This window comes from Halobacillus sp. KGW1 (assembly GCF_001592845.1).
In the GTDB taxonomy this organism is placed as follows: domain Bacteria; phylum Bacillota; class Bacilli; order Bacillales; family Halobacillaceae; genus Halobacillus.
Genome location: NZ_LSOC01000003.1, coordinates 917705 through 943569, shown reverse-complemented (window position 1 = coordinate 943569; position 25865 = coordinate 917705). Strand labels below are relative to the sequence as shown.

Below are 25865 nucleotides of genomic sequence, written 5' to 3'. Positions count from 1 at the left end.
TGGTTCCGGTCTTTTGTTAGGAGGCATCATATGAATGATAAACTGATCGGTATTCTCGGGGGCATGGGCCCGGAAGCGACAGCCGAATGTTATTTGAAAATCATCCGTGCAACGGACGCTAGTAAAGACCAGGAACATTATCGCGTCATCATAGACAGTAATGCGAAGATTCCTGATCGGACAGAAGCGATATCAGGCAGAGGAGCAAGTCCTGTACCTGAAATGACCCATGCTGCGAAGAATTTGGAAAAATTAGGAGTGGAAGTCGCCGTCATTCCTTGTATGACGGCCCACTATTTCATAGAAGAAGTTCAGAAATCCGTTTCCTTCCCGTTACTGAATGCTTTTCTTGAATTGAAGAAATTCATTCAGGACCATTACCCGAAAGTTACGAAGATCGGCGTATTGGCGACGACGGGGACGTTGGAGAGCGGATTGTTCCAGAAGTATTTCGACCACTTGGAGGTCGTTACGCCTACGCCATTGACACAGAAAAATAAAGTCATGGACGCCATTTATGGAGAGAATGGAATTAAAAGCGGAAATACTGATCATGATCCATTGGATAAGTTGAAGGAAGCATCCATGGAACTTTTGAATAACGGAGCAGAACTGATCATTTCCGGATGCACGGAAATCGGTCTTGTATTGAAGCCGTATCATCTCTCTGTACCGCTGATCGATCCGATGGAAGTCGTGGCCAACGTGGTCGTAAAAGAATCGGTGTACCAAAAGTCATAAAAATCTGCTGCCCGCGATATAGTTAAGAAAACGCTTTTCTTAGAGGGGTGACAGCAGATGCCGGAAAGAACCTTTGATCGTTTTCTCCATGATTCCTTTAGAGAAGGGATCTATTACAGGGAGCTCAGGCTTTCGGATCAGGAACTTGCTGCGCTGAGATCCTGCTATCCGAAAGCCACGGTGAAACGAACGAGTGAAGCGGTGGCCGGACGCAGTAAAGCTTGGTATGAAGTCTGCCTGATTCCTGCCGGAAATTCCCGTGAAACTATGCGTCAGGAAAACGAACGGTTAAAACGGGAATTACTGTTATTAAAACAGCAGAGGACAATCGAAAAGAGCAGGTAAAAGACAGCTGTAACGGCTGTCTTTTTTTGTGGTTTTAATAGGTATTTAAGACTATGGAAGAGGGAGAGAAAACCATGAAATATGTCGAAAGAATATTCAGTCATGTCACTTTTGTGTAACGTTATGAAACACAAATGTAATAATAATTTGTCTGTATTTAGCGAATAACTTTGTTATAATTGGGAAGGTAAACGACGCAACGACACAGATTACATAGAATCGACAACATAGATTTACAAAATGAGTGTTTAGTAGGAAGTGATATAAATTGTTTGATAGACATCACCGCAAAGAGACGACAACTTGTGGCATGACTACCGTTCAAGAATTCAGCGTATGTGAGGAACGAAGCGTTTGGGGTGGCAGACGAAATGAAATTTAGAACGTTCGGACGCCACATGAAAGAAGGCTTCAAGAACCTTGCGAGAAACCGCTGGATGTCGGTGGCATCCGTTTCAGCTGTCACTGTAACGTTACTTCTAGTCGGAGTTTTTGCTACATTACTGTTGAACTTGAATGACATCGGTAAGCAGATCGAAGAGGATGTGGAAGTACGCGCATTCATCGAAGTGACTGCGGATGAAGATGCACGAGATGCACTGCAGGAAGAAATTGAAGGAATATCAGAAGTATCTTCGGTTAAATTCCAGTCCAAAGAGGAAGGGCTCGATGAACTCATCGAAAGCCTCGGAGATGAAGGGCAAGTGTTTGAATCCTTGAAGGATGAGAACCCATTGAACGATGTATTCATCGTCAATGCCGAGAACCCTGAAGATACTATTGCCGTCGCAAAAGAAATTGAAACATTCAAGAATATCGATAAAGTAGAGTATGCAGAAGAGACGGTTCAACGTCTGTTCAAAGTAATGGATATCGCCCGCAATGTGGGACTGGCCATCATAGCAGGTCTGTTGTTCACAGCGATGTTCCTGATTGCTAACACGATTCGGATTACAATCGTCGCAAGAAGAAAAGAAATCGAAATCATGAAAATGGTCGGTGCAACGAATTGGTTCATCCGCTGGCCGTTCCTCGTAGAAGGAATTATGATCGGTATATTAGGATCGGTCATCCCAATCCTCCTTGTCATATTCGGATACGATTTCCTTTTCTCAGAAATCAGCACGCGATACCCGACGTTGTTCATAGATCTACTTCCGGTTTACCCATTCGTCCTTCAAGTATCAGCACTGATGCTGCTCATGGGAGTCATCATCGGACTATGGGGAAGCTTCACATCGATCCGCAAGTATTTGAAAGTATAAAAAAACAAGGAAACTACCATTATTACACAGGTAAGGATTCGGGGGAGGAAACAAGAGAGTGAAGTCTAAAGTATTAATTGCCGCTTTGTCGACCGGTCTTATTCTTGCTGGACTGCCAACCAGCTTCAACACCGTATCAGCCGAAACAAATCAGGAGAAGTTGGAACAGAACCAGCAGCAGCAGTCACAGAAAGAACAGGAAAAGCAACAAACCAAGCAGCAGGTGGATGAACTGAAAGAACGTCAGGACGAAATCAGCTCAGAAATCGCCCGCTTGGATAAACAAATCATGGAAGCGATGGACAAGATCGACGCGAAAGAAAACGAAATTGCCGATACGAAGCAGAACATTGAGCAATTGAAAGAAGAAATCGCAGAACTTGAGAAGCGTATCGCAGAGCGTGATGAACTTCTTAAAGATCGCGTCAAGTCCATGCAGCAAAGTGGAGGAGCCGTAGATTACCTGGACGTCCTTATGGGGGCGGAAAGCTTCGGTAACTTCGTGGAACGTGCTATGAGCCTGAATACGATCGCTGAAAAAGATAAAGAACTGCTGGATCAGCACCGTGCTGATAAAGAGGCGGTCGAATCCAAGAAAGCGGAAGTAGAAGACGAACTTGCTTCCCTTGAATCCAACCTTAAAGAGCTGGAGTCACTGAAATCCGGCCTTGATGATAAGAAAGAAGAGAAAAATTCTGTAATGGAAGGCTTATCTGCAGAAGAGAGAGAAGCACTTTCAGAGATTACAGCAATTGAAGACGAGCAGGCAGAGCTTGCAGCTCAGGAAAATGCGATCAAGCAGGAAATTGAGCGTCAGCGTAAGGAAGAAGAAGCCAGAAAGAAAGCTGCTGCAGAGAAAGCCGCTGCGGAGAAAGCAGCACGCGAGAAAGCTGCATCTGAAAAAGCAGCAGCCGAGAAGGCAGCAGCAAAAGAATCAGAGGCTAAAGCTACCGCAGCAGCTGCGTCAAGCTCCAGCAGCTCTTCTGAGTCTTCAAACAGTTCAAGCAGCTCCAGCAGCAAATCAGAATCAAGTGCTTCCAGCAACACGACGTCCAGTGGATCCATGTTCATCTGGCCGGCACATGCTACGATCACGTCTGAATATGGTATGCGATTCCACCCGATCCACAACACAAGCCGTCTGCACTCCGGTATTGATATCGCCGGACCTGGAACGATTCCGATTCATGCAGCAGCTTCCGGTACTGTCTATTCCGCTGGATATTCTTCAGGACTGGGTAACAACGTGAAAATTACCCACCATATTAATGGTCAGACATACACAACGGTGTATGGCCACATGAGAAGTACTCCAGCTGTTTCCGCTGGTCAAACCGTATCCCAAGGTCAGTTCCTTGGAAATATGGGCAGCACAGGTGATTCTACAGGGCAGCACCTCCATTTCGAGATTCACGAAGGATCGTACAATGGAGCTCGTTCAAACTCTGTAAACCCACGTAAATATTTACCATAATAGAATATACAATACGACGCACCGGCCTGAGAGCCGGTGCGTTTTTTTATTGCCCGGGGAATGACGCTGGACAATCGGCTATACTGTTTTCTCTTTCGTGCATAGGATGAAATAACTAAGGGGAGAAGGGGGTGTTTAGTATGGCTTTATTAGGCGGCTGCAGTGATATGTCTGTCAGCAGTGTTAATGATGCCGTGTGTTTTACCATTACCTTGGAGGACACGACTGCGGGAACGCCTGTGGAAGTGTGGGAGGACAGTACGGGTTTTGCTATTAATGGAACGATTATGATTGAGAACAACGGAATTACGGAAACATCACCTACGGCATCTCTGCTGGTGAACGATACAGAAGTGACTGGATTTACAGTAGCACCGGGAGAAAGCAGGGCAATTACACTGGATAATCTGAACTCCATTGGAATCAGCGGTGCTGGCACAGGATCTTCTGCAGTAAAAGTTTCTTTTTCTTTAAATTATAAATTCTGAACATAGGAAAGGTAGAGGGAGATGGCACAAATTCCGTTCTGTAATAGTGAATCCGATCCTGTCGGAGGAGACTCGATGTATGCTTCTAACACGTCAGGAACCAGCCTGCTCGTCATTGCAGGGGGTACGAATGTACCGCTCCCGAATAATCAGGTATTAGGAGGATTCACAGCCACGCCGAACAATCAGGTATTCACGGTGCCTGTTTCGGGGAGGTACTATGTGTCCTACCAGTTAAATACGACAGTCGGGCTGCTGGCGGGCACGAGGATTCTTCGGAATGGTACGGCTGTACCTGGATCCATTCTCTCTCCATCCCTTTCAACATCCAGCTATAATAATGATCTTATTGTGAATTTGAACGCTGGTGATACGATCAGAGTTCAGTTTTTTGGTCTGCTTGCTACGGTTGTTCTGGTCGGAGGAGGGGCAACGGGGGCTGCGCTTACTGTGATTCGCTTGGCTTAATATAGGGGTGTTTCAGAGAGCCTCGTATGGCGATGGTGTGGATTTTTGTTGACTTTAGTGTAAGATCTACCTGGATTTCATGAGAAATTTTCAAACAGCGCCTCTGATCTATGCATGCAGATGTAGAATGCAGCTGAATGTCGTGGATTGTGTAGGAAATTTCTGCCCCGTCAGGGGTATGGAGATGAACGTTTTTCTCATAATGGATTGGTAGGACCTCCACCAGGCACTGTTCCTCTGTTATTGTATCTGTCCGAATAACGGCGAGGAAGCCTTTAATAACCAAAGAAAACCGTTGGGGGATTGTTGATGAGGGCTCTCTCCGATTGGTTTTTACATAGACATGTAAGGGGGAGTAATCAGCTTTATTTGAAGCACCCGGAGCAGACGTGAAAAAGCTTGATACTTTATACCTGTCGGAAGAATGATATGCCTTCTTAAGGATCACCTCTACTGTACCTATATACCCGGTAATGGTGCAGGATTCAGGAACCTTTAAAACAATAGAGGTGATGTTTGGTACCGTGATAGAGAACGGCTGCTCTGCCTCGATGGAGAAAGACTCTTTCCCGTTCAAGACTAGTTTCATCGGTCCTCTCATTTTATGGACCTGATTAACATTAATGGTAACCGCATAGGAATGCTTGGAGTAATGTTCCCACAGAGGGAAGTAATACTTGTTTTTACATGCTCTTTCGATGTTAAAAATGAGCTTTTCTACAGGATATGATTCTATCTGGGAAAGAGGAATGTTGTGGTTTTTATAAAATGTCTCGTTTAAGGTAACCCAGTCATATAGAACAGGGACTCGGATGCAGTGATCCTGATTCATGGACAATAGGCCGCCTCCTCTTCGAGCTCCTTTACTATATGTTCCAATCAGGGAGTTTGTGTCCTAATGTGCCTTTTGTAGATAGCTTGGACGGTTTCCCGTTTCGGCAGGCGTGGGGGGGTAATGGAAGCAACGTGTGATAAGTTCTCATGACATAAAGGGCAGACCCATTGAGAGGAGGAGGATCGATAAGATGGTCTTTGACAAGTCGTGCAGATCTTTTTCAACATTTCCTTCACCCTTTCTGTTCTTTATGAAGAACGTTTCATTAAGATTATAACGCATATTTATTCAAATGGGTAGATGGTTCTGTTTTCTTGTTTACACACATGCCTCGTTCACTCTGGATAAGTGATGATGGTATAATTATGGAAGAGATTCCCTTCATGACTGAACTCCAAACCATAAGCAGGAGGAGATACCCATGAACCAAATGAAACTGATTCCATATCGCACAGAAACTGTTTTAGAGTCCATTTCAGAGGTTCCTTCAGGAATAAAAATGGTAGAAGCAGAGGAGTTGTGGGAACGGACAGATCAAGGTGCAGGCAGTGTCGTAGCTGTTATTGACACAGGCTGTCAGATGGATCACCCGGATTTGGAGGGGCAGATCATCGATGGCTATAATTTCACGGATGACTTTAATGGAAGTATAGAAGATTATAATGATAATAACGGACACGGCACCCATGTTGCCGGTACCATCGCAGCTTTAGAGAATGGAAATGGAGTAGTAGGGGTGGCGCCAAAAGCAAAACTACTTATTTTAAAGGTCCTTTCCGGTGATGGGAGTGGCAGTTATGAGTGGATTGTTAATGCTATTCGCTATGCGATCGACTGGGAAGGGCCTTCCGGAGAGAAGGCTAGAGTCATTTCCATGTCCCTTGGCGGTCCTCAAGATACTGAAGAACTCCATCAGGCTGTAAAAGATGCCGTAGACAGTGGAATATCGATCGTATGTGCCGCTGGAAATGACGGAGACGGCAGGGAAGATACACAGGAATTCAGCTATCCCGGCGCTTATAATGAAGTCATACAGGTGGGAGCCGTCAATGATTCCAAGGGAATCGCGGAATTTACCAATATGAATGATCAAATAGACTTGGTTGCTCCCGGTGTTGATGTCCTGTCCACTTACACGGAAGGGAAGTATGCCAAGCTCTCCGGCACTTCCATGGCTACTCCTCATGTCTCAGGAGGGATAGCACTGTTAATCCCTTTGGTGGAAAAACAGTTTCAGCGCTCTATGTCAGAGTCGGAGATCTTTTCACAGCTGATCAAGCGAACGACCCCTCTCGGCTTTAGTAAAGTTGCGGAAGGAAACGGGCTGATGACACTCGCTCTCACAGATAAATTGGAAGAAATTTTTCGTGTTCATACAGAAAAATAAACAGATTACCCTATTGTTTAATGGGACATCTATACTTGTAAAAGAGGCATACAGTCGTATGCCTCTTTTACGTTTGTTGATATCGGGTCACTTACGTTCTTCGTGTTCTTCTACTCTCTTTCACTTCGGTCCCGTGCATATGGTGCTTATTAAGGCGCTCCCATTCATGTATAGGAACCTCCCATCTCCCTCCTCCTATGCTTCAAATAGGATGATTTTATCTTAAGAGATAATTTCATTTAGAAAATCGACGTTGTTTTTGTTCATCCCCCTTTTTCACACCCTCCTACTTTCCTCACATCAGCCCGGGTTCTGGAAAATCGCAGTAGTACTAAGCCCATCTTTTTGTGTAAGATATTGTATGTTTGCGTAAAATGCACACAAGAACACATTAATGTAAACATGTGTACAAAAAGAAAACAATACGTACTCAAATATGTGTGCATGAAAACAAAAGTGTACACATCCTTATATATCAACGTGCGTGCGAAAAAGTACACTTGTAAACATATTTGTACACATGCACACATGAATGAATACTCAAAAAGGCGCATTGACTATTAGGAGCGTGTTTAATAGATTAAGAGTAAGCTAGACAAAATTTAGTAATAGAAAAGGAGAGCTGTATAATATGACAAATTCAAGAATCGCAGCTGTTGATGTAGGTAACGATGCTGTAAAAGCAAACTTTGGAAAACTAGAATCTTCTTTATATATCCCGAACGTCATTGCAAGAGATCTGGAGGACCGACCTGTAATCGGTATTGAAGATTTGGATGATAAAGAACCACTTGATAACCTACATATCCGCGTGCACTCCCCTGCTCTGAGGGAAAACAACGCAATTTACCGTGTAGGTAATCTGGCTACGAAAACGACCAACTCTACTGAACTCGACCCTGGCAGTTATAAGTCAGAGGAAGATCAGACGCTGGTCATGCTTTTTGCTGCATTAGCTATGGATGCTGTATCCGGTAAAAACGCTCAATCCAGCAAAAATAACGTATTAGAAGCGAACTACACGCTGGGTACAGGACTTCCACTTAGAGAAGTGAAAGAAGGAAAAGATGTTGGGTACCGTTCGCAGCTTCTTGGATCTGTTCACCAGGTCGAGTTCCTTGTAACGCCTAAATATCAAGGAATTAAAGTTAATTTGAAATTTGATGAAGTTAAAGTATATCCAGAAGGATTCGCAGCTTATGTGAACCTGGTAATGGATAATGATTTGACGATTATTAATAAAGAACTTGTGGACAAACAGATTTTGATTCAGGATATTGGTGGTCTGTCCACAGATATCGCTGTGATCCGTAACCGCAATGTGGATGATGACAAAGCACAAGGATTCAACCTTGGTGTTTCTGAATCATTAGAAATGATTCGTGATGAAATCCTGACGAAGCACGGTGTGGAATTGGACAGCCGCCGAGATGTCGTTGATATCATCACCCGTAAGAATGACCGTCACCATATCATGGTCCGCGGAAGCCGTACGAATGTTCATGACATTACCGACCGCATCCTTCTTGAACTTGCGAAGAAACAATACCGTTATTTGAGAAATGTATGGCAGAAAAACTCCCAGACAGAGATCTGCTACTTTGTCGGTGGCGGTTCTGCTGTTTTGAAAGATTACATCAAGACACTGAACAACAAACTGGACGGTTTCAACATCGAGTTCTTTGAGGACGAGCAGGAAAGCATTTGGATGATGGCAAACGCTTATTACAAGCTGATTTCTGATTTCATCCGCAAAAACAATAAAGAGTTCTCCAAAGATAACAAGAAGCAAGAACAAAAATCAGGATCCGCTAAATAATAGGAGGATTCTATGAGTTCTTCCAGGAAAAGTGTGGAGAGGGGACAATCGATCACGTTTCGTGTCCCCTCGGACACACCTGATCATATATTGAAGCAGTTAACCCGTTTAAAAGAAGAAGAGCGAAGGAACTTTTCAAGCAGAATTGCTCAGTTTGTCATGGACGGGGTCAGTGAGACACTGTCGAAGGAAAAGGAAATGGTGACAATTCCTCTACCGAAGCCGTTGACGAAAGAACAGCGCAGCTGGATGAAGCATGAACATTCCGAGGCGTTGATCGGTAGTATTCTTTATCAATTGATGCTCGACCCGATGCGGGCGACCACGCTGCTCGCCACGATGAACAGCAATGCTTATGATATCGATGATGCTCTCTATCTGCAGGAGGAAGAGGCAGCAGCTTCCAATGAAGAGAAAGAAGTAGATGTCCCCGTTAATAATCCAGTGGCGGAAATCCCTGAATTCACGGACGATGACTTAGACGACCTTGATCTGGACAGCCTTCAAGGGGATCTGCGTGTAGAAGAGGAAGACACCAAGGAAGAAGACGAGGACGATATGCTTGATGATTTCTTCAGCCGAATGAACCGATAAAAATAAGCCCTCTCAATTATGGCGAGTGGGCTTATTTTTATCGGTTTCTTTCAATCCAACCGGTTGTTTTGTGCGAATGCTACGAAGGAACGCTCGTCCTCCACAAGACCGCATGCTCCGCACTGGACCTTTTTATCCGGTCCTTTGTACGGCGTATGAAAGGCGTCCATGTTTTCATTGGAATATTCCGTGTCGACTTCTCCGGTTTTTGGATTCATTTTCACGGCAGATGCCTTCTGCTCGATCACGTTGAACCTGGACCGGTTCGTTTTGCAGTTGGGGCAAAGGTATGGCTGCATCGTATTCACCTCCATTAAATAGGATGCGCCGTCATCATCCAAATTATGTAAAGGTGCGATTTTCTTAACTCATATTGTTCAGGCTGTCTTCCGTAGAGGTGAATTTCTCCCCTTCTTTTGAATAAGCACACCGAAATAGGCGGCAAGGAGCGCTTTAATAATACCGACGGGGAGAAACGGAATGACTCCTGCTTTAAGGGCTTCGCTCCAAGAAAGATCGAGGAGCGATTGAAGTTGTATCATACCGCATAGGAGGATAAGGGCTGTACCAACCAGGTTGGCATAAATCGCTGTAGTTAGTTGAATTCCTTTTCTTTCTATGAGAAGGCCGATCAAGTAGGCGGCAGGTATGAATCCGAGAATGTATCCGCCGCTTGTCCCGGAAACGACCTCCCATCCGCTTGCTCCTCCTGCGAAAACCGGTAACCCGGCAACCCCCATCCCTGCGTAAATAATCATTGCGGAAGCACCCCGCAAACTTCCAAGGACCGTCGCGCTCAAACCGACAGCGAGTGTCTGGCCGCTGATCGGTATAAGAGGTAAAGGAATCTCCAATTGAGCCATGACGCCTGTAAAAGCTGCGAACCCTGTACAAAGCAGCATATTTCTCCATGCTTTTTTCAATTTCATTACAATCACCCCTTCAATGTTAACTATACAAAAATAAGGTTAACTTTTTAAGTGTGTACGGATGAAATAGGTCTCCCGTTTCATTTTTCGTGCGGAATCTATGAGTTTAGACACGAATTGTGTCAGACTTTTTAAAGAATGCAGGGAGTAGTACAAAAAGGTGTTCAAATAAGTTAGAATAGGGTAATGTAAAATTTAACGGAGGTTTTACAATGTTTACAATTAAAAAACATATGAATAAATCACTCGGAATGAAACTATTAGTCTATGCACTAGTCATTTTGGTGTTTTGGATAAAGATGTCTTATATACAAGGGAATATCTTCTCCCTGAACGTTGAAAATGCGAATGAAGGACGGATCCTTCTGTTTAACCCGTTGAGCAGTATTCTGCTCATTTTCGGCCTCGGAATATTGCTCGGCGGGCGCCGCGGGATGTTTGTGTCCTATATTCTTGGGTCCGTTCTTCTATATGTGAACGTGCTTTTTTACAGAGAATATAACGACTTCATTACAATCCCGATGATCAGCCAGGTCGCCAACCTGGCGGACCTTGGTGGAAGCATCACGACCATATTGGAACCCAGTGACATTTTATTGTTCGTAGATGTGCTGCTTGCTGCTTTTCTATTATTCTACTTGAAGCCTTCACGTCTTCAGGTGTTCAAGCCGAAACGCCGGGAAGGATTCCTGCTAGCTATTATCGCCGTACCGCTTTTCCTTCTTAATCTTCAATGGGCGGAAACGGAAAGGACAGACTTGTTGGAGCGTGCTTTTGACCGTAATATGCTGGTTAAATATATCGGTTTGATTAATTACCACGTGTATGATGCCGTGCTTCAAGGCCAGACGGAAATGAAAAAGACGTTTGCGGACAGCAATGAGCTGGTCCCTGCCATCAACTACGTCAATGAAAACGAACAGGAAGACAGCGACCGGTTGGAAGGCATTGCCGAAGGGAAGAACGTCATCGTCCTTTCTCTTGAAAGTACGCAGACCTTTGTAGTTGATAATACTCTTCATGGAGAAGAGCTGACTCCTTACTTTAATGACCTTAAAGAAGATGGTATATATTTCGATAACTTCTATCACCAGGTGAAGCAGGGACGTACGTCCGACTCTGAATTCCTGCTTGCCAATTCCTTGTATCCGCTGAACCGTGGAGCAGTATTCTTTACCCATTCAGGTAACGAATACAAAGGTATGCCGGGTCTACTCAGCGAGAACGGATACTTCACGAACGTCATGCATGCTAACGATAAGACGTTCTGGAACCGGAATGTGATGTATGATTCTCTCGGATATGATGAGTTCTTCTCGAAAGAGGACTATGAGATTACGGAAGAGAAATCGCACAGCTGGGGTTATATGGATGAGTATTTCTTCCAGGATTCTCTGGATAAGATGGAAGAAATGGAGCAGCCATTCTACTCCAAACTCATTACATTGACCAACCACTATCCGTTTACGCTTCCGGAAGATAAACAATTGATTGAGCCTGGTGAAACAGGCAGTAACACGCTGAACCGTTACTTCCAAACGATTCGTTACCAGGACGAGGCATTGAAAGAGTTTGTCGAACGCTTCAAAGCGTCCGACCTGTATGATGATACGATTCTCGTCATTTACGGTGACCACTTTGGTATTTCCGAGAACCACCAGAAGGCCATGGGCGAGTATTTAGGTAAAGATATTAATGATTATGAGCAATTCCAGCTGCAGCGAGTACCGTTGCTTCTGTATGGTAAGGATATTGAACCGGAGAAAAACCATACGGTGGGTGGACAGATTGATCTGCGTCCGACCATCACCAACCTGCTTGGAATCGAAGATGATAACCCGATCCAGTTCGGCCATGATTTATTGGACGAGGACCGCCGTCAGCTTATGATCACACGTGATGGAAACTTTGCTGATGAAGAATATGTAGGTATTCAAGGTGCCTGCTATGACCGTGAAACAGGAGAAACTGTAGAAAATGGAGCGTGTGACACTGGTTTCGATGCTGCGCAGGAAGAATTAGAAACATCCGATTCTATCATATACGGAGACTTGCTTCGTTATCTGGATGAAACAGAAATGGTGAATCCGGAAGAAGAGCAAGAGGAAGCAGCTTAATAAAAGAAAAACCACCATTCCAGATCAGGAATGGTGGTTTTTTTAGATAAGTTAAAAGATATCGAACCAGATTTTAATGGTTGTGCCAAGTATAAGGACAGCGAGTATGGTTTGGAGAACGTTCGTATTCATTTTCTGTCCTGACTTCGCTCCCAACGGCGCAGCGATCAAGCTTGCCAGGATAAGAATAAAAGCAGGCAGATAATCGAATTGTCCCGTTGTCACTTTCCCGATGGTTGCACCGATCGATGAGATCAAAGTGATCGCAAGAGAGGAGGCGATGGTCATCCTTGTCGGTATTTTCAAGACGACGAGCATTATCGGTACGAGCAGGAAAGCTCCTCCGGCTCCTACAATACCAGCTCCAATACCAACGAGGAAGGCAAGCAGGGAAGCGGCAGGCTTGTGGAACGTCACAAGATTCACGGGTGTTTCATCGGTCCTTTTCTTAGGGATGAACATCATGATGGTTGCAATAAGGGCAAGAATTCCGTAAACGATGTTGATGCCGTTCTCCGGCATGAATTGAGAGCCGTATCCGCCGATAAAACTACCAATTAATACACTGCCCCCCATGTATAAGATCAGTGGTTTATTAAGATGCCCGCCTTTTCGATAGGCCCACACACCACCGATCGTTGCGAAGAAGACCTGGATCGCACTGATTCCTGATACTTCGTATGCCGTAAACGAACCGACGCCGATGAAGGCCGGTATATAGAGCAGCATCGGGTAGTTGATAATCGCGCCGCCGATCCCGAGCATCCCGGAGATGTAGGAACCCACAAATCCGATAGCAAATATAGTAAGAATAAATCCAAATTCCATGTGTCTTGTACCTCCTTAAAAAAGGGAACCGAATGGACGGTTCCCTTTTGCTGTTGTTATGCTTTTTGAATCCAAAATTTGAAGGCACCGTCGTTTTCCTGATGGTCGAGAAGGGTGTGTCCTCCGGATTTAGCCCATGCAGTCAAATCGCTCTCTGCGCCTTTATCTGTTGCATGGATTTCCAGTATTTCTCCTGATTCTATATCGTTCATCGCTTTCTTCGTTTTGACAATCGGCATTGGGCATGCCAGGCCTTTAGCATCTAATACTTTGGTTACGTTCATGATTTCATACCTCCAGTAGTTTTATTGGGTCGTCTGATGGTTACCTTACTGCACAGCGGTTCGGTCCCACTTCCATTTCGCGCTGTTCCTCCTTATCCGGGCGGATTTTACCCATGTTCGTTTCCCGGATCTGCTGATAAGCATTCGGCTGTGGTGGAAGGTTCTCTGTGACAAGTTTACGGAATTCACTAACGTCTTCGATGTTTAAACCATGATTCTCCTGGAATAGTGCTCCCAGTTTTCGAGCAATCGTATGATCTTCATTCCACTCATCCATCGTCATGAAGTGGGCAGGCAGAACAAGCAGCTCGGCAGATAGTTCCTTATAGCGTGTATAAAGTGTCTCTCTAAGGTCCGCTACCCAGTCTTCTGCTTTTCCGGCAAGGTCCGGTCTTCCAATCGAATCGATGAATAAAATATCTCCCGTCATCAAGTAACGATCATCGACAACGAAGGACGTGGAGCCTTTCGTATGACCAGGGGAATAGAGCGCATGCACATCGATCTTTGCATTTCCGGCCTGAATCTTCGTTTGGTCCTGGAGCGCGTTGTATTCAAATGTTACTTCGGCAGCATCTTCGGGTGGAAGCCAGTAGGAAGCGCCTGTTTCTTCAGCAAGTTGTCTGCCGCCGGATATATGATCGGCATGCAGGTGAGTGTCCAGGATATGTGTGATCTTCCAATTGTTTTCTTCTGCAAAGTCTTTGTACACGTCGGTCATTCTTGTCGCGTCGATGACAACGGCTTCGCCTTTAGAAACGACCATATAAGACAGGCAGCCTTTACCGATGCGTATGAATTGATAGACAGATCCTCCATCACTCAATTCACCGACTTTTACCGGCTCCAGGTGCTCACTCCACTCTTTCATTCCACCCTCGACGGAATATACGTTTTCATATCCTGCCTCACTAATCAGTTCTGCCACCATTTCAGAGGAGCCGCCTTTGGCACAAACGACGGCAATCTCTTTATCATTCGGTAACTGATCGGTAATAGACTCGACGCCATCGAGCAGATCAAAGTAAGGCACGTTCATATAAGTGAAGCTGTCACTTTCGATTTTCCAATCATGGAATGCGTCCTCTGTCCGTACATCCAGTAGGAACAGCTCTTCATTATTCAGCACTTTCTTGACGATATCTGCAATCGGCATAGTTTTTACTGACATCCTATTTACCCCCTAAGGTATATTGGTTTGCAAAAAAATTTAATTATGAATGGAGGAAGTTTCTCCGTTCCATTCCCTCATCCCAGGTACGACATTGTACACGTTCTCCAAGCCTTTGTCTGCCAGCTTCTGTGCAGCCAAGTCACTGCGGCTTCCTGTGCGGCAGATGACGTAAACAGGTTTGGTGCTGTCGATCTCATTCATGCGTGCATCCAGCTCTCCTAGTGGAATGGATAACGCTCCCGGGATGTGCGTGAATGCAAATTCTGCCTGTTCACGAACATCCAGTATGGTTACTTCCTGTGAGCGTACTTCCTGAAGTGTTTCATTGTCCACGATGTGTGGATGTTTCTTCTCCTGGGCTTCTTCGCCGCTTGTTTTCCGGAGATAGTGTTTCAGGACATCCCCGTCTTCGATAATACCGAGATAGTCGTGTCCGGAGCTTTTCGCCCATGCCTGCAGGTCGGCTTTGGAACCTTTATCTGTTGCAAGCACTTCTAAGACATCGCCTGCAGCAAGGTCTTTGAATGCTTTCTTCGTCTTCACAATCGGCATTGGGCAGGCCAAGCCTTTGGCATCAAGCGTCTGATTCGTTTTAATTGTCATCTGTGATTCCTCCTTACCCATATAGGTATGTCATTTATTCTGTCGGGCCTTCCCAGGCGAGCATGCCGCCCTCCATGTTCGTTACGTCAAACCCTTTACTCATGAGTATTTCTGAAGCACGGCCGCTGCGTCCGCCGGAGCGACAAACCATGATATAAGGTTTATCTTTATCCAATTCAACCGCCCGCTTTTCAATAAATCCCAGAGGGATGTGTGCAGCACCGGGTATTTTACCTTCTGCCACTTCTTCGTCTTCTCTGACATCAATGATGTTCAGAGCCTCACTCAGCTGCTGTTCTACTTCTTTAGCTGTCATTGTTTTCATATGGTTTCAACCTCCTGATTAGATAAATAGGTTAACGTTTCCTTCTTCTGCATCTGCCAAATAAGCAGCTACACCAGCGTACTGGATGTCATCCAACAGTTCTTCCTTTTGGAGACCGAGGAGATCCATCGTCATTGTACAGGCAACAAGGTTGATTTCCTGTTCCTGAGCCATGTCAATCAAGTCCGGCAACGGCACAGCATTGTGCTTCTTCATAACGTCTTTGATCATTTTAGGGCCGAATCCTGCGAAATTCATTTTAGAAATGCCCATTTTATCCGCGCCCCGTGGCATCATTTTCCCGAACATTTTCTCCATGAAGCCTTTCTTCACTTTAATTGGTTCGTCTTTCCTCAGAGCATTCAGTCCCCAGAAAGTATGGAAGATGGTAACTTCATGATCATAGGCTGCTGCCCCGTTGGCGATGATATAAGCGGCCATCGCCTTATCGTAATCTCCGCTGAATAAAATGATGTTCGTTTTCTTCGTCTCTGACATTTTACTGCCTCCTTATTGGATTATACTAATACGTGTAGGGGTATATTGTAAAGTGAAAAAATTATCTGCTTTTGACTAGCAATTGAACAGCTTCGTTAATGGACGCTTCTGTTGTTTGGTCGTCATCGGACCCTTGAATGCACTCTGCAAGGTTGGAGCTGACGACAAGACCGATGGCACGATCGATCGCGCTTCTGGATGCAGAAAGCTGTGTGATGACATCTTTACAGTCTTTATTCTCCTCCATCATTTTGAGTACGCCTCTCAATTGCCCTTCTAATCGTTTCACTCTGTTTTTCATAGCTGTGTTATATTCCACTGCGTCGGCCTCCCTTAAGCAGTTATTTTTGTTCGCTTTGAACAGTACATGACTAATAATATACCCCTAGTGGTATTTTTGTCAACAAGAAAAGATTCGGATAAGAATACCGATAGAACACCAAGCTAAGGAAGAGGTGACATGATGGAACTTTGGATGGATACCTGGAAGGTACTGCTTAGAATCGTCACAATCCTGCCATTGCTTTTGGCCGTAGGTCTCTTTATGGGGAAGCGGTCGATCGGTGAACTACCTGTCTTTGACTTCGTTGTTGTCCTGGTTCTCGGCTCCGTGGTGGGAGCGGATATTGCTGACCCGAATATCAACCACATCCATACGGTGACAGCTATTATAGCGATCGCGCTCTTACAAAAAGTCATTGTATGGATGAAGCTGAGGAGTCCTTGGTTCGGTAAGTTATTGACCTTCGAACCAACTGTTGTCGTTTTCGAAGGGAAGATGATTGGTGAAAACGTTAAGCGAATTCGCTATTCCATTGATAATATAATACAAATGCTTCGGGAAAAAGATGTATTCCGGATTGAGGACGTATACACGGCAATCATAGAACCGGACGGGAGATTGACGGTGCAATTGAAGCAGGGAAAAGAGCCTGTTACTAGAGAAGACATAGGTATGTGGAATAGGGGTGGGGGTTATGACATCCCCTTGATTATGGACGGTATTTTACAAAAGGATATGATAGCGCGTATGGAAAAGACAGAAGCGTGGGTAGAGAAACAGATCACTCCCCATGCGGTTTCGGATATCTTCTACGGAGCGGTAACCAACCGGGGGTCTTTTCACTACTCGTTGAAAGGTACGGATCCGAAAATTCCGCCTATCGAGCATTAAATGGAGATCCCTGGTAGAGTGCGGATGGGTGAACCCTGACCAGGGATCTAATTTCACACGCTTTTGCTTATACAGTGAATCAACCGTTCCTCGATATCGGAGGCGAGTGATTGAACGGCAGCATCACCAATGGGACTTACGAGAGCAGTCGGCTTCGGCATTCCGATCTTTGTTGTGCCCTGCTCATCATATACGACCATTTTACAAGGGAGAAAATAACCGGCAAGGGTATTCTCGGATAGGATGCTTTCTGCTTCTTTCGGATTACACACTTCAAGAATACGAAATTCCTGATGGAATTCCAATCCTTTTTCCGTCAGCTTATCTTTGACATTGAACTTCCATAAGACCCCGAACTGCTCCAGACTCAGCTGTTGTTCCAGGCTTTCCACTGCATCCTTGACACTCTTCTTCGTTTCAACTGTATAATGAAACATAGAATCCTCCTTTTTAATTTCCTGATTTATGGGTATACATACCCTTTAAGGTATCTATGGAATCTGAATTTCTCCATTTTTCTGAGAAAAGTTACAAATGGAATTGACAAGGTGGATGAGGCTGTATTATCATTTTCACCAGTGACATAATTGAATAACGAATTGAATCGATCTTCTTATCTAGAGAGGTGGAGGGACTGGCCCTTTGAAACCTCGGCAGCGGATCTGAACGGATGTCTCCGTCAGAAACTGTGCCAACTCCAGCACGCCTGTGGGCGTGACAGATGAGGAGAGACGGATCTCATATACATATGTGTGAGCCTCTCTTCTTGTTTTATAAGAAGAGAGGCTCTTTTTGTTTAGGAAAGCATAGGAGGGATTCGATGATCCAGTTTGAAAACGTATCGAAAGTGTATCAGCACGAAGGGAAAGAACTGCGTGCCGTCGACCGTGTCGATTTGACGATACATAAAGGGGAAATCTTCGGAGTCATCGGTTTCAGCGGCGCTGGAAAAAGTACGCTCGTCCGTCTTGTTAATTTATTGGAACGGCCGACAGAAGGAAGGGTCGTCGTCAATGGAGAGGATTTGACGAAGCTGTCCAAACCGGATTTAAGGACAGTCCGGAAGCGCATCGGAATGATCTTTCAGCATTTTAATCTGCTGGAGTCCAAAACCGTCCACCATAACGTGGCATTTCCATTATCTCTTGTCGGTACGCCGAAGAAAGAGATAGATCAAAGGGTGAAGGAAATTCTAGCCTTCGTCGGTCTGTCTGAAAAGGCAAATCATTACCCGGACCAGCTGTCCGGCGGGCAGAAACAGCGGGTCGGTATCGCCCGAGCTTTGGCGACCTCCCCTGATATTCTATTATGTGACGAAGCAACGTCCGCTCTCGATCCGGAGACAACCAAGTCAATCCTGGAACTTCTGAAGAAGGTGAGAGACGAGTACGGCATTACGATTCTGATGATCACTCACGAAATGAATGTCGTCCGTGAGGTGTGTGACAGGATAGCAGTGATGGAAAACGGACGTGTCATGGAGAGTGGATCCATTTTCGACCTTTTCTCCAATCCGCAGCATCCGACAACCAAGAATTTCGTAAGGACGGTGATGGAGAATGATATACCCGCGTCTATTCTAGACGGCATCGAAAAGCGCCATGCCTCCGGGAATATCTACCGGATCACCTTTGTGGAGGAAAGCGCAGGACAGCCGGTCCTCTCACAGGTGGCGAAACGTTTTGATGTGGAAGTAAATGTACTGTTCGGACAGATTACGGAACTGCAGGGTATTCCATTCGGTCATTTAGTCGTGGAGTTCCAAGGGGATGCGAAAGAAATTCTTAAAGCGATCCACCATATCCAACAAACCGTAACGGTACAGGAGGTGACTGCACATGCAGGTTAATTTGATGGATTTTTGGCCGAAAATATGGGAAGCGACATACCAGACCCTTGTCATGGTCGGTATATCCCTCCTGGCAGCAGCGCTTATCGGCCTGCCGCTTGGAATACTTCTCGTTGTTACGAGACAGGGAGGGCTGCTTCAAAATAAACCGTTCTTTAACGGATTAAGTGCGGTTGTGAACTTCTTCCGTTCCATTCCGTTCATCATATTGCTCGTAGCGATCCTGCCGTTTACACGTCTGCTTGTCGGTTCATCGATCGGGACAGCAGCAGCTGTCGTTCCTCTCGTCATCTTCTCTGCTCCGTACATAGCGAGGCTTGTGGAAAGCAGCTTGCTTGAAGTGAAACCAGGAGTCATCGAAGCAGCAGAAGCGATGGGAGCGACACCCTGGCAGATCATACGTCGTGTTTATATACCAGAAGCATTGAGTTCTATTATTCTTAACTTGACGATTGCAACGATCGGTCTCGTCGGTGCTTCCGCCATGGCGGGCTTTGTTGGAGGCGGAGGTTTGGGAGATTTGGCCATCTCTTACGGCTATCAACGCTTTGAAACAGATATTATGATTGCAACGGTCCTATTGCTCGTACTGATTGTGCAGCTTACGCAGACGGTTGGAAACTTTATATCAAGAAAAATACGTAGACAATAACAGGGGGATATTATTATGAAAAAGTGGGGATTTATTTTAAGTTTCATCGCAATCATCAGTTTTGTATTAGCAGGGTGCTCCAGTGAAGGCGACGCAGCCTCTGGTGAGAAGACGAAAGTGAAGGTAGGCCTGAATGGTTCCGGCGTCCCGATTTGGGAGAAAGTCCAGGAGAAAGCAGAGAAAGAGAATATTGACATTGAACTGGTTGAATTCGCGGACTACGTGCGCCCGAACATGGCACTTGCTGATGGAGATATCGATTTGAACGCTTTCCAGACGGTGTCGTATTTTGATTCCTTCATAGAAGAGCACGATTTAGACTTGAAGCCGATCGGTACGACGATCATTGCTCCGATGGGTGTCTATTCCGAAAAATATAAAGATGTAAAGGACATTCCTGATGGAAGTTCCATCGCTGTCCCGAAAGAAGCAACGAACATGGGACGCGCTCTGCTTCTCCTTGAGCAGGCGGGTCTGATCGGTCTACCGGAAGATTTCGACGGAAATGGATCGCTCGATATCATTGAAGATAATCCGAAGAACTTGAAATTTGAACCGATTGTTGCTGCCCAGACACCACGTGTCCTTCCCGATGTCGCTGCATCCGTCATTAATAATGGAGTCGCGGTTGAAGCAGGATTTGTACCGGTGGAAGATGCTGTCTATATTGAGGATGAAACCGCTCAACCTTATATCAACATCATTGCGGCTCGTGCCGATGAAGCAGATAAAGAAGTCTACCAGAAAATCGTTGAGCTTTATCAAGAAGAGGACGTAGCGGATCACATTAAGAAAACATATAACGATTCCCTTATTCCGACATTTGTCCCATTGGAAGATATCGGCTGGTAAAGGAGTGGAGGAAATGACTGCAGACACAGCAACTTCTCTCTCCACCCTTCTTGAGCAAAAGATAGAAGGGAAGCGGGGGGAATACGTATCCATCAGTCACAGCATTCATGAACACCCGGAAATAGGCAACGAGGAGTATTTCGCTGCAGATACGCTGACCACTCTTTTAGAAAAGGAAGGGTTTGTCGTTGATCGGAATATCCCAGAACATGAAACGGCCTTCCGTGCGGTGAAAAGCTCTGGTGTTCCCGGGCCTAAAATCGGGTTTTTGGCAGAATATGATGCCCTGCCGGGTCTTGGTCATGCATGCGGACACAACATTATCGGCACAGCCTCTTGTGCGGCTGCCATTGCATTAGGGGAATTGATCAGTCAAACCGGAGGAGATGTCGTCGTACTCGGCACACCGGCAGAAGAAGGCGGACCGAACGGCAGTGCGAAAGGAACATTCGTCCGCCACGGACTCGTCCAGGATTTAGATGTCTGTATGATGGTTCATCCGATGGGGAGGACGTCGGGATCGGCGCCTACGCTGGCCGTCGATCCTGTCGATTTTGAATTCTTCGGAAAAAGTGCACATGCGGCAAGCAACCCGCACGACGGCATCAACGCCTTGGATGGAGTCATTCAACTGTACAACGGGATCAATGCCCTGCGTCAGCATGTTCCGGATGACGTGCGGATCCATGGAGTCATCTTGGATGGCGGTCAGGCACCTAATATCGTTCCGGATTATGCCCGGGCGAGGTTTTATTTACGAGCAGCAACGCGTGAAGCATGTGATGAAGTAACACGCAGGGTTGAAGAAATCGCTGCAGGTGCGGCGAGAATCACAGGCGCGGATTACAAAATGACGCGCATTCAAAACGGAGTAGATAATTTTAAAGTAACCCCAACGTTTGATGAAGTGTTCCGGCAGAAGATCGAGGCACTCGGCGAAGTGTATCATGCCGAGCGTAAAGGTCTCGGTTCATCCGATGCAGGCAATGTCAGCCAAGTCATTCCTACCCTTCATCCATATATCAAAATAGGCCCGGACTCGCTTGTTGCTCATACGGACGAGTTTCGGGAAGCTGCCCGCTCGAAAGCGGGAGACGAAGCGCTCATGAAAGGAGCCAAGGCGTTAAGTCAGACAGGATTGACCCTGCTGCTGGACCAAGTCCTGCTTCAGGAAATAAAGAAGGAGCACCAAGCTCTATAAAGGCACCCCGTGTAAAGATCCGTCTTTACATGGGGTCTCTCTATTGCCGGGCTTACGGATTTATTGTACCGGGGGCATGGATGTATTAGAATGGATACAGTAATAGAGAGGACGTGGGAGAAATGAAGGAAGATATCAAACTGATCGCCTTGGATTTGGACGGGACCCTCGTAAGTCATGAAGGCACCGTTTCTGAGGCTAACGAAAAAGCTGTAAAAGAAGCAAAAGAACAAGGAATTCATGTCGTACTAAGTACAGGCAGATCGCTGTCCCGGTGCAGGGATATTGCGGAATCTTTAGGACGCTCTTCCTACATCGTCACGATCAATGGCGGGGAAATCTATGATCACCAATTCGAACTGGTAGAGCAGAATAAGCTCCACCATACACATGTCGAGAGGCTGTGGGAACTGAAAAAAGAACACGGCCTGTATTTCTGGTCTACAACCGTACAAGGTCTCTATAATAGTCAAGATCCGTTTGAGAATGAGGTCCATCAGTACGACTGGTTGAAATTCGGATTCGACATAGAAGACGATGAGGTGCGTGAAGTCATCTTGGAAGAATTGAATAACAATGAAGAGCTGGAAGTGACTAATTCCAGTCCAACGAACATTGAAATCAACCCTGTTGGTGTGAATAAAGCAGCTGCTTTGAAAAAAGTCTGCAAGTGGTTGGATTTGGATATGAGTCAAGTGATGGCCGTAGGTGACAGTTTGAATGATATGGCGATGATCAAAGAAGCGGGACTTGGTGTCGCTATGGGGAATGCTCAGGAAGATGTTAAGAAAGCAGCGGCTTTCACGACTGCTACAAACGCAGAAGATGGAGTAGCGCGCGCTATTGAAAAAGTTCTGAAATAAAAGGATACAGATAACCTTGCAGGTTTTTGCTGCAAGGTTTTTTTTATTTCTGAGAACATAGGCGCGTGGGGGATCGTGAAGTTTTTCGTCATTCTGGTCTGTCGAAATCCTTCTAATTTCATATTTTTGTAATCAATTTAAATATCAGGAAGGAATATATTCAGCAAAGAGAGAAATACAGCAACGTAGTTAGAGAGCCATGGATTTGGAGCGCCGACGTTTCCTGCTCCCAGCACCCGCATCTGCGGGTGGCAGGAAGGGGTCTGGCGGGGAGGTTTTGGAATGAGAGAAGTAGTGATCGTTGACGCAGTAAGAACACCGGTCGGAAGGAGAGGAGGCATGTTCCGTGAAGTCAGGCCCGACCTTCTGTTAGCGGAATTGCTGAAAGAATTGATGCGAAGGTCGGGAGTGGATCCTTCTCAGGTGGAGGATGTGATTGCCGGGTGTGTAACGCAAGTTGGTGAGCAGGCAGGAGATATTGCCCGCATTGCTGCCCTTACCGCGGGTTTTCCTGTTCAAGTCCCTGGTGTTACATTGGATCGCCAGTGTGGATCGAGCCAGCAGGCGGTTCATTTTGCGGCACAGGCAATCGCAAGCGGGGATATGGACGCTGTCATTGCCTGCGGAGTCGAAAGTATGTCACGGGTTCCGATGTTTTCGAATCGGCAGGGAGTGAAGGATAACGAACGCCTGACGGATGCATATGAATTGATTCATCAAGGTCTCTCAGCTGAACGTATTGCAGATCGCTGGGACATATCGAAAGAAGCGCTTGATTTATATGCGGTCGAGAGCCACAGGCGGGCGATACAAGCGGTAAAAGAAGGGCGGTTTGATAAAGAGATTCATCCAATTACGACAGCAGACGGGGAAGTGTGCAGCCGGGATGAAGGACCAAGAACGGATACATCCATGGAAGCATTGGCACAATTAAAGCCGCCGTTTAAAGAAGGAGGGAAAATCACAGCGGGTAATGCCAGTCAAATCAGTGATGGAGCGGCCGCTCTACTGCTTATGTCAAAGGAGAAGGCGGAAGCAGAAGGAATCAAAGGAAGATGCCGTATCGCCTCCCGCTCCGTCATCGGCTCTGATCCGACACTCATGCTGACAGGACCGCTTCCTGCGACCTACAAAGCATTGGAAAAAGCCGGATTGGCTCTTGAGGATATCGATCTTTTTGAAGTGAACGAGGCTTTTGCCTCTGTGCCGCTATTTTGGATGAAAGAAACGGGGGTACCGCATGAGAAGGTGAATGTGAACGGAGGAGCGATTGCGCTTGGTCATCCACTTGGCGCGACAGGAGTGAAGCTGATGACAACATTAGTTCACGAACTGGAAAGGAGAAACGCGCGTTACGGATTGCAGGCTGTCTGTGAAGGGTTAGGAATGGCGAATGCGACTATTATTGAAAGAATCAAATGACTGCATGGAGAACGTCAGGTGAGGCAGGTCCGTTTTTAGACTAACCAAAAACAAAGGAGTCGATAAACGATGGCACAAACACTTAAAGGGATGTTCGAACAAACGGTAGCGAAGCATGGGGATAAGGAAGGCTTGGTGGATTTACGACTTGGAATCCGGTGGACTTATGCAGAGTGGGACATTGAAGTGAATAGAGCTGCCAATGCTTTACGGGCATCCGGAGTGGAGAAGGGAGACAGGGTATCGACTGTCCTCTTCAATACATCCGAATTTGCTACGACGCTGTTTGCCTGTATGAAGATCGGTGCCGTCTTCCAACCGGTCAACTTCCGACTGTCAGAACGGGAGATCCGCTATATTCTGACCGACGCCTCCCCTAAGGTCGTATTGTTTGAGAGGGCTACGGCGTCACAAGTCGCTCCGATAGCTGCAGATATGCCTGCCATCGAATTTTGGAGCATTGATGAAGTCGAGCAGGAGCACGCCGTAAACTATCACGATCGACTGGCGAGTGTTACAGCAGATCGACCGTTGTGTCAACTCGATGAAAACGATCCATATGCCATCATGTACACGTCAGGGACGACCGGGTCACCGAAAGGCGTCATCCACTCCCACCGTGACATGATCGATCAATCGCTGATTATGACAGCTTGTCTGCGTCTCACGAAAGAGGATCGCGGATTAACGGTTGCCCCGATCTTTCACTGTGCGGAACTGCACTGCGCCTTCTTCCCGCGCGTTATGATAGGGGCAGCAAATGTGATTATGCACCACTTCGAAGCGGAAGAACTGATTGAAACCGTCAAGCAGGAGCAGATCACCTGCTTGTTTGCAGCACCGACGATGTGGAACATGGTGCTGGAAGAAGAATTCAGTGCAGAGGATTTCCAGACGCTCCGACAGGGATTATACGGTGGAGCTCCCATGGCTCCATCCCTCACGAAGCGTCTGCACGACGCCCTTGGGGTAGAACTGCTCCAGGCTTATGGCATGACGGAGATGGGCCCTGCCATTACAGCATTGATGGACGAGGAGCAAATAAGAAAAGCAGGATCGGCAGGAAGACCGCTGCTTAATCATGACGTCAGGGTCGTGCGAACGAATGAGCATGGACCGGCGGAACCCAATGAAATCTGCAAACCGTTCGAACTGGGGGAAATTATCGTCCGCGGGCCGAGTATGATGACGGCCTATTACAACAGGCCGGAAGAAACGGAAGAAGTCTTATACAAAGGGTGGTATCACACCGGTGATATCGGCTCCTTTGATGAAGAAGGATATCTGTGGGTAAGGGACAGAGTGAAAGATATGATTCTATCCGGTGGAGAGAACATCTACTCGAGAGAAGTAGAGGATGTGCTCTTTGATCATCCTGGTGTGCTCGATGCGGCGGTTGTTGGGGAGCCGGATGAGATGTGGGGAGAGCGGGTGGTCGCCTTCATTGTCCGTAAGGGGGACCCGGTGTCCTCCGAAGAGTTGGATGCTTTCTGCACCTCAGGCGGAAGGCTGGCCCGCTTTAAGCGGCCGAGACGATATGTATTTATGGAAGAATTGCCGAGGAACGCCAGTGGTAAACTGCAGAAATTTAAATTAAGAGAAGAACGGACAGCTATGTTGGAATAAGGGAAAGCGGTGCTCTCATGCGCAGGGAGCACCGCTTTTTTGTTGTCATTTC

General features: G+C 46.3%; 29 protein-coding genes and 1 riboswitch. Of the genes, 18 read left to right on the top strand and 11 right to left on the bottom strand.

The window, feature by feature from the left end:
* Nucleotides 1-30 precede the first annotated feature (30 nt).
* The 6 genes from AXG56_RS13705 to AXG56_RS13680 all read left to right on the top strand — a co-directional run bounded on the left by AXG56_RS13705 (nucleotide 31) and on the right by AXG56_RS13680 (nucleotide 4781).
* Entirely contained in the window at nucleotides 31-741 is a 711-nt protein-coding gene (locus AXG56_RS13705) for an aspartate/glutamate racemase family protein (protein ID WP_008633637.1), read from the top strand.
* Nucleotides 742-798: 57 nt separating this feature from the next.
* Nucleotides 799-1086: a hypothetical protein gene (locus tag AXG56_RS13700; RefSeq protein WP_062515023.1), complete on the top strand. Its 288-nt coding sequence runs from the start codon at nucleotides 799-801 to the stop codon at nucleotides 1084-1086.
* Nucleotides 1087-1457: 371 nt separating this feature from the next.
* Entirely contained in the window at nucleotides 1458-2351 is an 894-nt protein-coding gene (gene ftsX / locus AXG56_RS13695; protein WP_026577732.1) for a permease-like cell division protein FtsX, read from the top strand.
* A 58-nt stretch (nucleotides 2352-2409) separates the two neighbouring features.
* The gene (locus tag AXG56_RS13690; protein WP_064503500.1) at nucleotides 2410-3825 is read left to right on the top strand and encodes a murein hydrolase activator EnvC; all 1416 of its coding nucleotides are present in this window, start codon (nucleotides 2410-2412) and stop codon (nucleotides 3823-3825) included.
* Between the two features lie 140 nt (nucleotides 3826-3965).
* The gene (locus tag AXG56_RS13685; RefSeq protein ID WP_008633630.1) at nucleotides 3966-4313 is read left to right on the top strand and encodes a DUF3992 domain-containing protein; all 348 of its coding nucleotides are present in this window, start codon (nucleotides 3966-3968) and stop codon (nucleotides 4311-4313) included.
* Nucleotides 4314-4334: 21 nt separating this feature from the next.
* Nucleotides 4335-4781 (top strand): hypothetical protein, encoded by a 447-nt coding sequence (locus tag AXG56_RS13680; protein ID WP_008633628.1) that lies wholly within the window; start codon nucleotides 4335-4337, stop codon nucleotides 4779-4781.
* On the opposite strand, the gene AXG56_RS13675 is transcribed toward AXG56_RS13680, so the two are convergent.
* Complete coding sequence (locus AXG56_RS13675) at nucleotides 4759-5613, bottom strand: S-Ena type endospore appendage (RefSeq protein WP_369815273.1); 855 nt, start codon at nucleotides 5611-5613, stop codon at nucleotides 4759-4761. The genes AXG56_RS13680 and AXG56_RS13675 overlap by 23 nt on opposite strands.
* A gap of 424 nt (nucleotides 5614-6037) precedes the next feature.
* Here AXG56_RS13675 and AXG56_RS13670 point away from each other — a divergent pair, with 424 nt between their 5' ends.
* The 3 genes from AXG56_RS13670 to AXG56_RS13660 all read left to right on the top strand — a co-directional run bounded on the left by AXG56_RS13670 (nucleotide 6038) and on the right by AXG56_RS13660 (nucleotide 9416).
* Nucleotides 6038-7003 carry a S8 family peptidase gene (locus AXG56_RS13670; RefSeq protein ID WP_008633624.1) on the top strand — a complete coding sequence of 322 codons (966 nt, stop codon included), beginning with the start codon at nucleotides 6038-6040 and terminating at the stop codon, nucleotides 7001-7003.
* A 631-nt stretch (nucleotides 7004-7634) separates the two neighbouring features.
* Nucleotides 7635-8822 carry a ParM/StbA family protein gene (locus AXG56_RS13665; protein WP_008633622.1) on the top strand — a complete coding sequence of 396 codons (1188 nt, stop codon included), beginning with the start codon at nucleotides 7635-7637 and terminating at the stop codon, nucleotides 8820-8822.
* A 12-nt stretch (nucleotides 8823-8834) separates the two neighbouring features.
* On the top strand, nucleotides 8835-9416 hold the full coding sequence (locus AXG56_RS13660; RefSeq protein WP_062515021.1) for a hypothetical protein: 582 nt from the start codon (nucleotides 8835-8837) through the stop codon (nucleotides 9414-9416).
* Nucleotides 9417-9466: 50 nt separating this feature from the next.
* Here the strand turns inward: AXG56_RS13660 and AXG56_RS13655 are convergent, their stop codons facing one another.
* Both AXG56_RS13655 and AXG56_RS13650 read right to left on the bottom strand, forming a co-directional pair.
* Nucleotides 9467-9715 (bottom strand): hypothetical protein, encoded by a 249-nt coding sequence (locus AXG56_RS13655; protein WP_008640206.1) that lies wholly within the window; start codon nucleotides 9713-9715, stop codon nucleotides 9467-9469.
* A 78-nt stretch (nucleotides 9716-9793) separates the two neighbouring features.
* Nucleotides 9794-10345, bottom strand: a complete 552-nt coding sequence (locus AXG56_RS13650; protein ID WP_026577738.1) for a biotin transporter BioY — start codon at nucleotides 10343-10345, stop codon at nucleotides 9794-9796.
* Nucleotides 10346-10557: 212 nt separating this feature from the next.
* Here AXG56_RS13650 and AXG56_RS13645 point away from each other — a divergent pair, with 212 nt between their 5' ends.
* A complete protein-coding gene (locus AXG56_RS13645) occupies nucleotides 10558-12462 on the top strand; it encodes an LTA synthase family protein (RefSeq protein WP_062515018.1) in 1905 nt (634 codons plus the stop codon).
* A 51-nt stretch (nucleotides 12463-12513) separates the two neighbouring features.
* Here the strand turns inward: AXG56_RS13645 and AXG56_RS13640 are convergent, their stop codons facing one another.
* The 7 genes from AXG56_RS13640 to AXG56_RS13610 all read right to left on the bottom strand — a co-directional run bounded on the left by AXG56_RS13640 (nucleotide 12514) and on the right by AXG56_RS13610 (nucleotide 16493).
* The gene (locus AXG56_RS13640) at nucleotides 12514-13290 is read right to left on the bottom strand and encodes a sulfite exporter TauE/SafE family protein (protein ID WP_008637837.1); all 777 of its coding nucleotides are present in this window, start codon (nucleotides 13288-13290) and stop codon (nucleotides 12514-12516) included.
* Between the two features lie 56 nt (nucleotides 13291-13346).
* Nucleotides 13347-13574: a sulfurtransferase TusA family protein gene (locus AXG56_RS13635; RefSeq protein ID WP_062515017.1), complete on the bottom strand. Its 228-nt coding sequence runs from the start codon at nucleotides 13572-13574 to the stop codon at nucleotides 13347-13349.
* Nucleotides 13575-13614: 40 nt separating this feature from the next.
* Nucleotides 13615-14745 carry an MBL fold metallo-hydrolase gene (locus AXG56_RS13630; protein WP_062515015.1) on the bottom strand — a complete coding sequence of 377 codons (1131 nt, stop codon included), beginning with the start codon at nucleotides 14743-14745 and terminating at the stop codon, nucleotides 13615-13617.
* 39 nt (nucleotides 14746-14784) lie between these two features.
* Nucleotides 14785-15351 carry a sulfurtransferase TusA family protein gene (locus AXG56_RS13625; RefSeq protein WP_062515013.1) on the bottom strand — a complete coding sequence of 189 codons (567 nt, stop codon included), beginning with the start codon at nucleotides 15349-15351 and terminating at the stop codon, nucleotides 14785-14787.
* Nucleotides 15352-15385: 34 nt separating this feature from the next.
* On the bottom strand, nucleotides 15386-15676 hold the full coding sequence (locus tag AXG56_RS13620; protein WP_062515011.1) for a rhodanese-like domain-containing protein: 291 nt from the start codon (nucleotides 15674-15676) through the stop codon (nucleotides 15386-15388).
* Between the two features lie 18 nt (nucleotides 15677-15694).
* Complete coding sequence (locus AXG56_RS13615; protein ID WP_008637832.1) at nucleotides 15695-16174, bottom strand: DsrE/DsrF/DrsH-like family protein; 480 nt, start codon at nucleotides 16172-16174, stop codon at nucleotides 15695-15697.
* A gap of 61 nt (nucleotides 16175-16235) precedes the next feature.
* A complete protein-coding gene (locus tag AXG56_RS13610) occupies nucleotides 16236-16493 on the bottom strand; it encodes a metal-sensitive transcriptional regulator (RefSeq protein ID WP_026577742.1) in 258 nt (85 codons plus the stop codon).
* Nucleotides 16494-16634: 141 nt separating this feature from the next.
* Here AXG56_RS13610 and AXG56_RS13605 point away from each other — a divergent pair, with 141 nt between their 5' ends.
* A complete protein-coding gene (locus AXG56_RS13605; protein WP_062515009.1) occupies nucleotides 16635-17348 on the top strand; it encodes a DUF421 domain-containing protein in 714 nt (237 codons plus the stop codon).
* Nucleotides 17349-17401: 53 nt separating this feature from the next.
* Here the strand turns inward: AXG56_RS13605 and AXG56_RS13600 are convergent, their stop codons facing one another.
* A complete protein-coding gene (locus AXG56_RS13600) occupies nucleotides 17402-17785 on the bottom strand; it encodes a DUF302 domain-containing protein (RefSeq protein ID WP_062515007.1) in 384 nt (127 codons plus the stop codon).
* Nucleotides 17786-17958: 173 nt separating this feature from the next.
* Nucleotides 17959-18076, top strand: a riboswitch (SAM riboswitch).
* Nucleotides 18077-18168: 92 nt separating this feature from the next.
* Here AXG56_RS13600 and AXG56_RS13595 point away from each other — a divergent pair.
* The 7 genes from AXG56_RS13595 (at nucleotide 18169) to AXG56_RS13565 (ending at nucleotide 25813) form a co-directional block, all read left to right on the top strand.
* Complete coding sequence (locus tag AXG56_RS13595; RefSeq protein ID WP_008638905.1) at nucleotides 18169-19197, top strand: methionine ABC transporter ATP-binding protein; 1029 nt, start codon at nucleotides 18169-18171, stop codon at nucleotides 19195-19197.
* Complete coding sequence (locus AXG56_RS13590; protein WP_008638903.1) at nucleotides 19187-19849, top strand: methionine ABC transporter permease; 663 nt, start codon at nucleotides 19187-19189, stop codon at nucleotides 19847-19849. Before AXG56_RS13595 ends, AXG56_RS13590 begins: the two co-directional genes overlap by 11 nt.
* Before the next feature lie 15 nt (nucleotides 19850-19864).
* Complete coding sequence (locus AXG56_RS13585) at nucleotides 19865-20701, top strand: MetQ/NlpA family ABC transporter substrate-binding protein (protein ID WP_008638900.1); 837 nt, start codon at nucleotides 19865-19867, stop codon at nucleotides 20699-20701.
* Nucleotides 20702-20714: 13 nt separating this feature from the next.
* On the top strand, nucleotides 20715-21902 hold the full coding sequence (locus AXG56_RS13580) for a M20 family metallopeptidase (RefSeq protein WP_062515005.1): 1188 nt from the start codon (nucleotides 20715-20717) through the stop codon (nucleotides 21900-21902).
* A gap of 122 nt (nucleotides 21903-22024) precedes the next feature.
* Complete coding sequence (locus AXG56_RS13575; RefSeq protein ID WP_008638896.1) at nucleotides 22025-22765, top strand: Cof-type HAD-IIB family hydrolase; 741 nt, start codon at nucleotides 22025-22027, stop codon at nucleotides 22763-22765.
* 282 nt (nucleotides 22766-23047) lie between these two features.
* Nucleotides 23048-24187 (top strand): thiolase family protein, encoded by a 1140-nt coding sequence (locus AXG56_RS13570; RefSeq protein ID WP_062515003.1) that lies wholly within the window; start codon nucleotides 23048-23050, stop codon nucleotides 24185-24187.
* A 69-nt stretch (nucleotides 24188-24256) separates the two neighbouring features.
* Nucleotides 24257-25813, top strand: a complete 1557-nt coding sequence (locus AXG56_RS13565) for a fatty acid--CoA ligase (protein WP_062515001.1) — start codon at nucleotides 24257-24259, stop codon at nucleotides 25811-25813.
* Nucleotides 25814-25865: the final 52 nt, after the last annotated feature.

Bases quoted from the DNA above. Each gene is read 5' to 3' on its own strand.
- AXG56_RS13705 (WP_008633637.1), top strand. From the start codon at position 31: ATGAATGATAAACTGATCGGTATTCTCGGGGGCATGGGCCCGGAAGCG.
- AXG56_RS13700 (WP_062515023.1), top strand. From the start codon at position 799: ATGCCGGAAAGAACCTTTGATCGTTTTCTCCATGATTCCTTTAGAGAA.
- ftsX (WP_026577732.1), top strand. From the start codon at position 1,458: ATGAAATTTAGAACGTTCGGACGCCACATGAAAGAAGGCTTCAAGAAC.
- AXG56_RS13685 (WP_008633630.1), top strand. From the start codon at position 3,966: ATGGCTTTATTAGGCGGCTGCAGTGATATGTCTGTCAGCAGTGTTAAT.
- AXG56_RS13680 (WP_008633628.1), top strand. From the start codon at position 4,335: ATGGCACAAATTCCGTTCTGTAATAGTGAATCCGATCCTGTCGGAGGA.
- AXG56_RS13675 (WP_369815273.1), bottom strand. From the start codon at position 5,613: ATGAATCAGGATCACTGCATCCGAGTCCCTGTTCTATATGACTGGGTT.
- AXG56_RS13670 (WP_008633624.1), top strand. From the start codon at position 6,038: ATGAACCAAATGAAACTGATTCCATATCGCACAGAAACTGTTTTAGAG.
- AXG56_RS13665 (WP_008633622.1), top strand. From the start codon at position 7,635: ATGACAAATTCAAGAATCGCAGCTGTTGATGTAGGTAACGATGCTGTA.
- AXG56_RS13660 (WP_062515021.1), top strand. From the start codon at position 8,835: ATGAGTTCTTCCAGGAAAAGTGTGGAGAGGGGACAATCGATCACGTTT.
- AXG56_RS13655 (WP_008640206.1), bottom strand. From the start codon at position 9,715: ATGCAGCCATACCTTTGCCCCAACTGCAAAACGAACCGGTCCAGGTTC.
- AXG56_RS13650 (WP_026577738.1), bottom strand. From the start codon at position 10,345: ATGAAATTGAAAAAAGCATGGAGAAATATGCTGCTTTGTACAGGGTTC.
- AXG56_RS13645 (WP_062515018.1), top strand. From the start codon at position 10,558: ATGTTTACAATTAAAAAACATATGAATAAATCACTCGGAATGAAACTA.
- AXG56_RS13640 (WP_008637837.1), bottom strand. From the start codon at position 13,290: ATGGAATTTGGATTTATTCTTACTATATTTGCTATCGGATTTGTGGGT.
- AXG56_RS13635 (WP_062515017.1), bottom strand. From the start codon at position 13,574: ATGAACGTAACCAAAGTATTAGATGCTAAAGGCCTGGCATGCCCAATG.
- AXG56_RS13630 (WP_062515015.1), bottom strand. From the start codon at position 14,745: ATGTCAGTAAAAACTATGCCGATTGCAGATATCGTCAAGAAAGTGCTG.
- AXG56_RS13625 (WP_062515013.1), bottom strand. From the start codon at position 15,351: ATGACAATTAAAACGAATCAGACGCTTGATGCCAAAGGCTTGGCCTGC.
- AXG56_RS13620 (WP_062515011.1), bottom strand. From the start codon at position 15,676: ATGAAAACAATGACAGCTAAAGAAGTAGAACAGCAGCTGAGTGAGGCT.
- AXG56_RS13615 (WP_008637832.1), bottom strand. From the start codon at position 16,174: ATGTCAGAGACGAAGAAAACGAACATCATTTTATTCAGCGGAGATTAC.
- AXG56_RS13605 (WP_062515009.1), top strand. From the start codon at position 16,635: ATGATGGAACTTTGGATGGATACCTGGAAGGTACTGCTTAGAATCGTC.
- AXG56_RS13600 (WP_062515007.1), bottom strand. From the start codon at position 17,785: ATGTTTCATTATACAGTTGAAACGAAGAAGAGTGTCAAGGATGCAGTG.
- AXG56_RS13595 (WP_008638905.1), top strand. From the start codon at position 18,169: ATGATCCAGTTTGAAAACGTATCGAAAGTGTATCAGCACGAAGGGAAA.
- AXG56_RS13590 (WP_008638903.1), top strand. From the start codon at position 19,187: ATGCAGGTTAATTTGATGGATTTTTGGCCGAAAATATGGGAAGCGACA.
- AXG56_RS13585 (WP_008638900.1), top strand. From the start codon at position 19,865: ATGAAAAAGTGGGGATTTATTTTAAGTTTCATCGCAATCATCAGTTTT.
- AXG56_RS13580 (WP_062515005.1), top strand. From the start codon at position 20,715: ATGACTGCAGACACAGCAACTTCTCTCTCCACCCTTCTTGAGCAAAAG.
- AXG56_RS13575 (WP_008638896.1), top strand. From the start codon at position 22,025: ATGAAGGAAGATATCAAACTGATCGCCTTGGATTTGGACGGGACCCTC.
- AXG56_RS13570 (WP_062515003.1), top strand. From the start codon at position 23,048: ATGAGAGAAGTAGTGATCGTTGACGCAGTAAGAACACCGGTCGGAAGG.
- AXG56_RS13565 (WP_062515001.1), top strand. From the start codon at position 24,257: ATGGCACAAACACTTAAAGGGATGTTCGAACAAACGGTAGCGAAGCAT.